This window comes from Pseudarthrobacter sp. fls2-241-R2A-127, from assembly GCF_030209355.1.
Classification (GTDB): domain Bacteria; phylum Actinomycetota; class Actinomycetes; order Actinomycetales; family Micrococcaceae; genus Arthrobacter.
In genome coordinates, this window is sequence record NZ_JARVSF010000004.1 from 145138 (window position 1) to 154511 (window position 9374).

The window sequence follows — 9374 nt, forward strand, 5'->3', positions numbered from 1 at the left end:
CCGCCGGCAGGCCGGTCCGGTGCTCGTCAGCCCAGGAGGTCATCCACGTAGCACCAGCGCCACTGTTCGTCGGGTTCGATGCTCCGCATGACAGGGTGACCCGTTTCCTTGAAGTGGCGGCTGGCATGCCGCCCTGCGGACGAATCGCAGCACCCCACCAGCCCGCAGGCCAGGCACATGCGCAGGTGCACCGGGGTTGTCCCCTCCCGTTCGCAACCTGCGCAGGACGGGTTGTCCGGGACCGGAGACAGCATGGCCGCCGTCAGGTGGTCGCAGACGCCCCCGGGCTGGGCCAACCCCTCCCCGCCGCCGGCGTCCGCCGCCGAATCGAGCTCGTGGAGGGACGCATCCAGCATGGACTCCTCTATATCCAGGCGTTCGAGGACCTCGCTGAGGACTTCATGGGCGAAGTCGCCGCCACGGCGCAGCTCCAGGACCTTGTCCCGTTCGGCCTCCAGCATTGCCATCCGCAGCTGGGCATAGCGCTGGCTGGGCGTGGTGGACTCCGCCCCCGGCCGGCCCAGGCGTTCCCAGGCGGCCAGGCCCCGCTCCTGCGTCCGCCGCCGCAACATGTCCATCACCTCCGGGGGATCGCTCTCCTGCCGCAGCTGGTCCAGGCGCTCCATCCCCGCGGCAGTGGCCAACTGCATCAGCGAGGCCTGGTTCAAGGCATCCTCCCGCCGGTCCGGTCCGGGCACGTTCAGGGCCCGGACCAGGGCGGGGAGCGTGAATCCCTGCAGCACCAGGGTGCCGGCCACCACCACCATCGCTGCGAGGACCAGCACGTTGCGGTGCTCCAGGCCATCGGGCAGCGTCAGGACGGCGGCCAGCGTGACCACACCGCGCATGCCCGCCCAGGACACGATCGCGGGAAATTGCCAAGGGGGTGCCGGGTCCGTCCGCCGCACCGAGGGGATCAGGCGCGGCAGGTATGTGGCGGGGAAAACCCAAACGGGGCGCAGCAGCAGGACAGCCAGCAGGATCACGGCGCAGCCCACCCACACGCGGCCGGCACCCAGCGAGTCATCCTGGACGCTGTCGATGATGGTCCGCACCTGCAGGCCGATCAGCAGGAACACCGCGTTCTCCAGCAGGAACTGCACGGTGTCCCAGTTGCTCCGGGCACTTTGCCGGGCCGCGCCGTTGGGCATCGATGGCGCCTTGGTGCCCATGACCAGGCCGGTGACGACGACGGCGAGCACCCCTGATGCGTGAATGGCTTCGGCGGGGAGGTACGCAACGAACGGAGCCATCAGCGACGCCGAGGTGTTGATGGCGACGTTGCTGATCCGTTTGCGGATTTCGGTGAGGACGTACGCGGCGGCGAGGCCCACCACCAGGCCCCCGCCCGCGGCGAGCACGAAACCTCCGGCGACATCCAGGGCCGAGACGGAACCGGCGATGGCGGCGACGGCGGCGCGGAGGCACACCAGCGCGGTGGCATCGTTGAGCAGCGATTCACCTTCGAGGATGTTGACGATCCGCCGCGGCATGCCAACCTTCCGGGCGATGGCGGTCGCGGCCACGGCGTCCGGGGGCGCCACCACCGCGCCCAGGGCTATGGCGGCCGCCGGCGGGATTTCCGGGAACAGCAACCACACCACGAGCCCGACGGCCAGGGTGCCGAAGATGACGTACCCCACGGACAACAGGCCTATGGACCGGCGGTTCGAACTGAAGTCGAACAGCGATGTCCGGAACGCCGCCGCATAGAGCAGCGGAGGCAGCAGGCCCACCAGCACCAGTTCGGGATTCAGCTCAACGGGTGGAATGAAGGGCAGGAACGAGCCCGCCACGCCCGCCAGGATCAGCAGCAGCGGCACCGGGATATTGAATCTGCGGCCGATGGCGCTGCCGGCGCACACCACAGCAACGATCACCAGCAGGCCCAAGGCAATGTCCATGACGATAGTCTCCCACCCCGCAGAGCGCCGTTCCGCGGGCTAGGCTGGCACCATGACTGCTCCGATCCCAGGCCAGGCGTCGAATCCCGGACCCATCGCGGCCCTGTCCATCCGCGGGCTGGCCAAGAGGTTCGGTGGAAAGATCGCGGTCGACGGGATCAGCCTGGAGGTTCCGGCAGGCTCGTTCTTCGGCATTGTTGGCCCCAACGGCGCGGGCAAGACCACCACTTTGTCCATGGCGACGGGACTGCTGCGCCCTGACTTTGGCACCGCCGTGGTTCACGGGGTGGATGTCTGGCAGCATCCGCTGGAGGCAAAGCGGCTGATGGGGATCCTGCCGGACGGCGTCCGCCTCTTCGACCGGCTCACCGGTGAGCAGCTCATCACCTATGCCGGGTTGCTGCGCGGCATGGACAAGGCCGTGGTGGCGGCACGGGTTGGGGAGCTGCTCGCGGCAATGGACCTGGCCCAGGACGCAGGGACCCTGGTGGTGGATTATTCCGCCGGCATGACCAAGAAGATCGCCCTTGCCTCCGCCATGATCCACGCCCCGCGGGTCCTGGTCCTGGACGAACCCTTCGAAGCGGTGGACCCGGTCTCCGCCGCGAACATCCGCTCCATCCTGGACCGGTACGTGGCGTCCGGGGGCACCGTCATTGTGTCCAGCCACGTAATGGACCTGGTACAGCGCATGTGCGACCACGTTGCCGTGGTGGCCCGCGGCCGGCTCCTGGCCGCCGGGACGGTGGACGCCGTCCGGGCCGGGGCTTCCCTGGAGGACCGCTTCGTGCAACTGGTGGGCGGCCACAGCCACACGGAAGGGCTGGAATGGTTGCGCACCTTCTGAGGCTCAAGCTCACGCTGCTGCGCAACGGGCTGCGCCGCAGCCCCTGGCAGCTGTTGGGCATGGCCATCGCGGGGCTTTATGCGCTGGGCGTGGTGGCCGCGCTCGTGATCGGCCTTGTCCTGCTCCGGAACGCAGGCACCGGAACCGCGCACACGGCGGTGGTGCTGGGCGGCTCGGCGGCCGTGCTCGGCTGGGGTTTGATTCCGGTGGTTGCCTCCGCCACGGACATGACCCTGGATCCGGCCCGCTTCACCACCTTTGCCATCCCCATGAAGCAGTTGCTGGCAGGCCTCGCCGTTGGAGGCCTGATCGGCATCCCGGGACTGGCCACCGCACTCGTCGCCCTGGCCACGGTAGCCACCTGGTCCCGCGGAGTGCTGCCCGCGCTCGCGGCCCTCGTGGGCGCCTGCCTGGGCGTCATGACGTGCGTTGTGCTGGCGAAGGTCGTCACCACCGCCACGGCGAGCCTGGCCGCGTCCCGGCGGTTCAAGGACATCAGCGCCCTCGCCTTCATGGTGCCCCTGGTCCTGCTCGGTCCCATCGTGGCGGGCGTTGCCCGCGGGGTGTCGGCCTCCACGGGATTCCTGCCGGATTTCGCCATGGCCCTGTCCTGGACTCCGCTCGGCGCGCCGTGGGCCCTCGGCGGCGACGTCGCCGCGGGCCGGCCGGGAGCGGCTGCCGTGAAGCTGCTGGTGGCGTTGGCGGTCCTGGCAGGCCTGGCCTGGTGCTGGAAGCTGCTGCTGGAGAGGGCCCTCGTCACCCCGCCCTATGCCGGTGCCGTCAAAAGGAAAGGCGGCCGTCTTGGGTTGCTCGGCGTGGTTCCTCCCACCCCGGCAGGCGCTGTGATGGCCAGGTCCCTCACATACTGGCTACGGGACCCGCGGTATTCGGGTTCCCTCGTGGTGATCCCGCTGCTTCCCGTGATCATGCTGTTCCAGGGTGCGCAGACAGGACACTACGGGGGCCTCGCCTTCCTCGCCCCGATATCGGCGTTCATCCTGGCCTGGTCCATTTCCGCGGACGTGTCCTACGACAACACCGCGTTCGCCCTCCATGTGGCCACCGGGGTCCGCGGCGTGGCGGACCGGCTGGGCCGGTCCCTTGCCTGCCTGGTGTTCGCCCTTCCGGTGGTCCTGGTGTTCGCGGTGGGGGCTGCCGCACTGACCCGCGACTGGGTTGCGTTGCCCGGCCAGTTGGGGCTCAGCCTGGGAATCCTCTTCAGCGGCCTCGGCTTGTCCTCCGTGGTCTCTGCCCGCTACACGGTCACGGTTCCGCTGCCCGGCGACAGCCCGTTCAAGAAGCCGCCCGGCAACGTCGGACAGACCCTCGCCGTGCAGTTCGTGGGGATGCTGGTGCTGCTGGTCCTGGTGCTCCCCGAGGCAGCATTGCTGGTGGCACACGCCGTAACGGGCAACGCCATGTTCGGGTGGATCAACCTGGTTGTCGGCGTAATCCTGGGCCTCGTTTTCTTCGTGGCCGGCGTCCGCCTGGGCGGCCGATGGCTCGACGTCCGGGGCCCGGAACTCCTGGCGCAAGTTTCAGTCAACCGCTGACAAACCCGGGAGGGAAGAGCATGGAAATAGTCATCCTCGGCGGCAGCAGGCAGGCCGGAAAACTCGCGGCCGATGCCATCGAAGACCTGGTCCGGCGCAAGCCCGGCGCGGTTCTGGGCCTCGCCACCGGGTCCTCACCGCTGCCCGTCTATGACGAACTCGCTGCCCGGGCACCAGCAGGGCCTGGACTTCAGCAGGACTACCGGGTTCGCACTGGACGAATATGTGGGCCTGCCGGCTGGGCATCCGGAGTCCTACCGTGAGGTGATCCGCCGGGAATTCACCAACCGGGTGAACATCGCGGCCGGCAACGTCCATGGACCGGACGGAACCGCCGGCGACATCCCGGCCGCGTGTGAAGCGTACGAGCACGCCATCGCCGTTGCCGGCGGCGTGGACCTGCAGCTGCTGGGGGTGGGAACGGACGGCCATATCGGCTTCAACGAACCCGGCTCCTCGTTCGCCTCGCGGACCCGGATCAAGAGCCTGATCGAGCAGACACGCCGGGACAATGCCAGGCTCTTCGACAGACTCGCCGATGTCCCGCACCACGTGCTCACCCAGGGCCTGGGCACCATCATGGCAGCGCGGCATGTGATCCTCCTCGCCACCGGGGCGCAAAAGGCCAAAGCTGTCCGCGACTTCGTGGAAGGCCCGGTGGCGGCCATCTGTCCGGCCTCCATCCTGCAGTTCCATCCGCATGCCACGGTCCTGCTGGACGAGGCCGCCGCGTCCGGCCTGAAACTGGCGGATTTCTACCGCCATACCTATGAGAACAAGCCCGGCTGGCAGGGGCTCTAGGGGCTTGCTTTGCCGTCGTTTGCGTCGTTGAAAGGGACACGGCGGCCGGTGCCGGACCCCGGCGCGGGCGTGCCGGCGTCGAACGCCCGGCCGCCGGAAAGGCTAAGATGGATGCCATGACTAGCATGACGGACCCTCTCGAAAACGACCCGATGCGCGAGCTTTCCGGGGCTGGAACGTCCACGGCCACCATCGAGCGCGAGGAACTGCGCCAGGAGGTGGAGCCGGGGGACCGGGAGCGCTTTGCCCACTATGTGCGCAAGGAAAAGATCATGGAGTCCGCCATGACCGGCGAGCCCGTCATCGCGCTGTGCGGCAAGGTCTGGACCCCGGGCCGCGACCCGCAGAAGTTCCCGGTGTGCCCTGAGTGCAAGGAAGTCTACGAGGGCCTCCGGCCGGGCAACGACGGCGGGAAGGGTCCGGGAGACTCGGGCAACAACAAGTAGTGACGGAGACGCTCTTTGGCGGCCCCACCCTGCCTCCGGCCTATCCGGAACGGGCAGCCTGGGGAACCGCTCCCAAACTCCGTGCCTGGCAGCAGGAAGCACTCGACCTCTACCTGAAAAGCAGTCCCCGCGACTTCCTCGCGGTGGCCACCCCTGGCGCCGGTAAGACCACTTTCGCGCTGCGGATCGCGTCCACCCTCATCGATTCTGGGGCAGTGAACCGGGTGACCATCGTCGCCCCCACCGACCACCTGAAACGGCAGTGGGCTGACGCGGCTGCCAAGGTGGGCATCGCCATCGATCCCAACTTCAAGAATTCCGACGGCCAGCACGGCCGCGGGTTCATCGGCGTTGCCGTGACGTACGCGCAGGTGGCCAGCAAACCCATGCTGCACCGGGCCAAGACCGAGGCCGCCCGGACACTGGTGATCCTGGACGAGATACACCACGGCGGCGAAGCGCTGTCCTGGGGCGATGGCCTCCGCGAGGCATTCGATCCCGCCGTGCGGCGGCTGTCCCTGACCGGTACGCCGTTCCGCTCGGACACCTCGCCCATCCCGTTCGTGGAGTACGCGGAAGACCGGGACGGCATCCGCCGTTCCAAGGCTGACTACACCTACGGCTACGGCAACGCCCTGCGCGACCACGTGGTCCGGCCGGTGATGTTCATGGCGTACTCCGGCCAGATGCGCTGGCGCACCAGCGCGGGCGAGGAAATGGCCGCGTCCCTGGGCGAGGCGGCAGTCACCAAGGACATCACCAGCCACGCCTGGCGGACCGCGCTGAACCCGGCAGGGGAGTGGATCCCCGCAGTCCTGGCCGGTGCGGACAGGCGGCTCAGCGAAGTCCGGCGCACCGTGCCGGATGCCGGCGGCCTGGTCATCGCCACCGACCATGAGGACGCCCGTGCCTACGCCGGCCAGCTGAAGAAGATCACCGGGGAATCACCCACCGTCATCCTGTCCGACGACGCCAAGGCCTCCAGCAAGATCGAGGAGTTCACGGCAAGCGAAAAGCGCTGGATGGTCGCCGTCCGCATGGTGTCCGAAGGCGTGGACGTACCCCGGCTTTCCGTGGGCGTCTACGCCACGTCCACCTCCACCCCGTTGTTCTTTGCCCAGGCTGTGGGCCGTTTCGTGCGTGCCCGCAAGCGGGGCGAAACGGCGTCGGTCTTCCTCCCTTCAGTGCCGCAGCTGATGGCGCTGGCCAACTCCATGGAGATGGAGCGGGACCACGCGCTGGACCGGCCCGAGAAGGAAGACGGCGACGGCCTCCTCAACCCGGAAGACTCGTTGATGGACGAGGCCAACCGCGAGGAAAAGGCCTCCGACAGCCTCACGAAGGGCAAGTTCGAGGCCTTGGACTCCCAGGCGTCCTTCGACCGGGTATTGTTCGACGGCGGCGAGTTCGGCACCGGCGGCGAGGTGGGGTCCGACGACGAAATGGACTTCCTGGGGATCCCGGGGCTGCTGGATGCAGAGCAGGTGGGGACGCTTCTGCGCCAGCGCCAGCACGAACAACTGAACCGGAAGAACCGGAAGGCTCCGGCCGCCGAAAGCCAGGTTCCGGCCGTTCCGGACCACCGGATGTTGATGGACCTGCGCAATGAGCTGGCCAAGAACGTGGCCGCCTGGGCCGCGAGGACCGGGACCCCGCACGGCGTGGTCCACACCAAGCTGCGTACCGTGTGCGGAGGGCCCCCGGTGGCACAGGCCAATGAGGAGCAGTTGCAGTCCAGGCTGCGGAAGCTTCAGGACTGGTTCATCGGCCGCAAGTAGGGCTCAGGCGAAGTCCACGCCGCCCAGTTCCATTTCGGCGACGGCGTCTTCGAGGTCCTCGCCAATCCCTGCCGTCAGCGACCGCACCACGGTGACGCCGTAGCCGGCCTGGACGGCATCCAGGGCGGTGGCCTTCACGCAGTAGTCGGTGGCGATGCCCACCACCACGACGTCCTCCACGTCGTGGCTTTGCAGCCAGTCGTCGAGGCCGACCGCTTCCTCCTCGGCCCCGGTCCCGTCCGCGGGGCCGGGCATTCCGCCGGCCTGGCGCTCCCCGGTGGGGACGGCGTCCTCCGGCGCCAGAAGGCCCTCGAACGCGGAGTACGCGGCCGCGAACTGGCCCTTCCGGAAGTACGCGTCAATGTACTCGGTGTCCAGGTCCGGGTGGAGTTCGGCGCCCCGGGTTCCCGCCACGCAGTGCCGCGGCCAGCTGTCCTTGAAATCCGGTTCCTCGGAGAAGTGGCTGCCGGGATCGATGTGCCAGTCCTGCGTGGCTGCCACATAATCGAATTCGTTGTGGTGGGCGTCCAGGTACTCGCTGATGGCGCCGGCCACCGCCGCACCGCCCTCCACGGCCAGCGAGCCGCCCTCGCAGAAATCGTTCTGGACATCGACGATGATCAGTGCGCGGGACATCAGTGCTCCTCAGTGGTCTTCATAGAGTGTGGCGATGGCGGGCTCGCCGCGCTGCAGGCGGTTCACCACCGGAGGCAGTTCCGCCATGGAATCGGCGTGGCGCTGCCGTGCGCGCACCACTCCCTCGTGCCCGGTCCAGCCCGGCAGCAGTTCGCCGTTCTTCATGAACTGCTGCAGCAGTGGCCGGTCGTTGCCGTCGTCCTCGGGCCGGTGGCCCACACCCACCACCTCGGCGGTGGCGGTGCCGCGGGCGTCGAGTTTCCGCAGCGCGTACTTCCGCCCGCCAACGCTGGCCTTGTTCTTGGCCGCCTTTGCCACGGAGACGAAGTTTCCGGCATCGTCCGTCCGGCTGACCAGCTTGTAGACCATGCTGGCGGTGGGGGCTCCGGAGCCGGTCACCAGGGACGTGCCCACGCCGTAGGAATCCACCGGGGCTGACTGCAACGCGGCAATGGCGTACTCATCAAGGTCGGACGTGACCACGATCTTGGTGTGCTCGTTGCCCAGCTCGTCCAGCAGCCGGCGTACCCACTGCGCCTGGGCCACGAGGTCGCCCGAGTCCAGCCGGACAGCGCCCAGCCGGGGCCCTGCCAGGTCCACGGCCGTGCGGACGGCCTTTTCGACGTCGTACGTGTCCACCAGCAGGGATGTGCCCTCGCCCAGCGAGGCTATCTGGGCCTCGAAGGCCTCCCGCTCGGTATCGTGCAGCAGCGTGAACGAGTGCGCGGCCGTACCCACCGTGCGGATGCCGTAGCGTGCGCCCGCCTCCAGGTTCGAGGTGCTGTCAAAACCGGCGATCACCGCAGCCCGCGCAGCTGCCGCTGCAGCTTCCTCGTGGGTGCGGCGCGAACCCATTTCGATGCACGGCCGGCCGCCGGCCGCGCTGACCATCCGGGAGGCAGCGGAGGCAATGGCGCTGTCGTGGTTCAGGACCGAGAGCAGGTACGTCTCGAGCATGCAGGCCTCAGCGAAGGAGGCCTCAACGATCAGGATGGGGGAGTTGGGAAAGTAGGCTTCGCCCTCCGCGTAGCCCCAGATGTCCCCGGAGAACCTGTAGTTGGCCAGGTACTCCAGGGTTTCCCGGTTGACCACCTTGGTTCGTTCCAGGTACTCCAGCTCCGCCCCGCCGAAACGGAAATTCGCGATGCCTTCCAGGAGGCGCCCGGTGCCCGCCACAATCCCGTAACGCCGGCCGTCGGGCAGCCGCCGGGCGAAGGCCTCGAACACCGAATTGCGGTGCGCCGCCCCCGAATGGAGGGACGCCTGCAGCATGGTCAGCTCGTAGTGGTCGGTGTAAAAGGACGTGCGGGGATGGTCCCAGCCGGCGGAGGTGCTCACGAAAGTCACTCTAGTCCCCACCGGCTCCCTCGTCTCGCTCCGCTTCGCCGCGGGGCCCTCGCCGGCGTGGC

The 9374-nt window shown here is 68.4% G+C and carries 7 protein-coding genes and 1 pseudogene; 5 read left to right on the forward strand and 3 right to left on the reverse strand.

Annotated elements, in window-relative coordinates; all coding sequences use genetic code 11:
• Nucleotides 1-26: 26 nt before the first annotated feature.
• Nucleotides 27-1904 (reverse strand): Na+/H+ antiporter, encoded by a 1878-nt coding sequence (locus QRN53_RS02480; protein WP_285242439.1) that lies wholly within the window; start codon nt 1902-1904, stop codon nt 27-29.
• Between the two features lie 52 nt (nt 1905-1956).
• On the opposite strand from QRN53_RS02480, the gene QRN53_RS02485 reads away from it, so the two are divergent.
• The 5 genes and pseudogenes from QRN53_RS02485 to QRN53_RS02505 all read left to right on the forward strand — a co-directional run bounded on the left by QRN53_RS02485 (nt 1957) and on the right by QRN53_RS02505 (nt 7329).
• Nucleotides 1957-2751 (forward strand): ABC transporter ATP-binding protein, encoded by a 795-nt coding sequence (locus QRN53_RS02485; protein WP_285242440.1) that lies wholly within the window; start codon nt 1957-1959, stop codon nt 2749-2751.
• Nucleotides 2733-4304 carry a transporter gene (locus tag QRN53_RS02490; RefSeq protein WP_285242441.1) on the forward strand — a complete coding sequence of 524 codons (1572 nt, stop codon included), beginning with the start codon at nt 2733-2735 and terminating at the stop codon, nt 4302-4304. The genes QRN53_RS02485 and QRN53_RS02490 overlap by 19 nt, the downstream gene beginning before the upstream one ends.
• A gap of 20 nt (nt 4305-4324) precedes the next feature.
• Nucleotides 4325-5105 (forward strand): annotated as a pseudogene (gene nagB / locus QRN53_RS02495) (glucosamine-6-phosphate deaminase).
• Between the two features lie 107 nt (nt 5106-5212).
• On the forward strand, nt 5213-5551 hold the full coding sequence (locus QRN53_RS02500) for a DUF3039 domain-containing protein (protein ID WP_110541018.1): 339 nt from the start codon (nt 5213-5215) through the stop codon (nt 5549-5551).
• A complete protein-coding gene (locus QRN53_RS02505) occupies nt 5551-7329 on the forward strand; it encodes a DEAD/DEAH box helicase (protein ID WP_285242442.1) in 1779 nt (592 codons plus the stop codon). Before QRN53_RS02500 ends, QRN53_RS02505 begins: the two co-directional genes overlap by 1 nt.
• A 3-nt stretch (nt 7330-7332) precedes the next feature.
• Here the strand turns inward: QRN53_RS02505 and QRN53_RS02510 are convergent, their stop codons facing one another.
• Complete coding sequence (locus QRN53_RS02510; protein WP_285242443.1) at nt 7333-7965, reverse strand: isochorismatase family protein; 633 nt, start codon at nt 7963-7965, stop codon at nt 7333-7335.
• A gap of 9 nt (nt 7966-7974) precedes the next feature.
• Entirely contained in the window at nt 7975-9303 is a 1329-nt protein-coding gene (locus tag QRN53_RS02515; protein WP_285242444.1) for a nicotinate phosphoribosyltransferase, read from the reverse strand.
• Nucleotides 9304-9374 lie beyond the last annotated feature (71 nt).

Coding starts and splice junctions, on each gene's coding strand:
- QRN53_RS02480 (WP_285242439.1), bottom strand. CDS start 1,904: ATGGACATTGCCTTGGGCCTGCTGGTGATCGTTGCTGTGGTGTGCGCC.
- QRN53_RS02485 (WP_285242440.1), top strand. CDS start 1,957: ATGACTGCTCCGATCCCAGGCCAGGCGTCGAATCCCGGACCCATCGCG.
- QRN53_RS02490 (WP_285242441.1), top strand. CDS start 2,733: ATGGTTGCGCACCTTCTGAGGCTCAAGCTCACGCTGCTGCGCAACGGG.
- QRN53_RS02500 (WP_110541018.1), top strand. CDS start 5,213: ATGGATGCCATGACTAGCATGACGGACCCTCTCGAAAACGACCCGATG.
- QRN53_RS02510 (WP_285242443.1), bottom strand. CDS start 7,965: ATGTCCCGCGCACTGATCATCGTCGATGTCCAGAACGATTTCTGCGAG.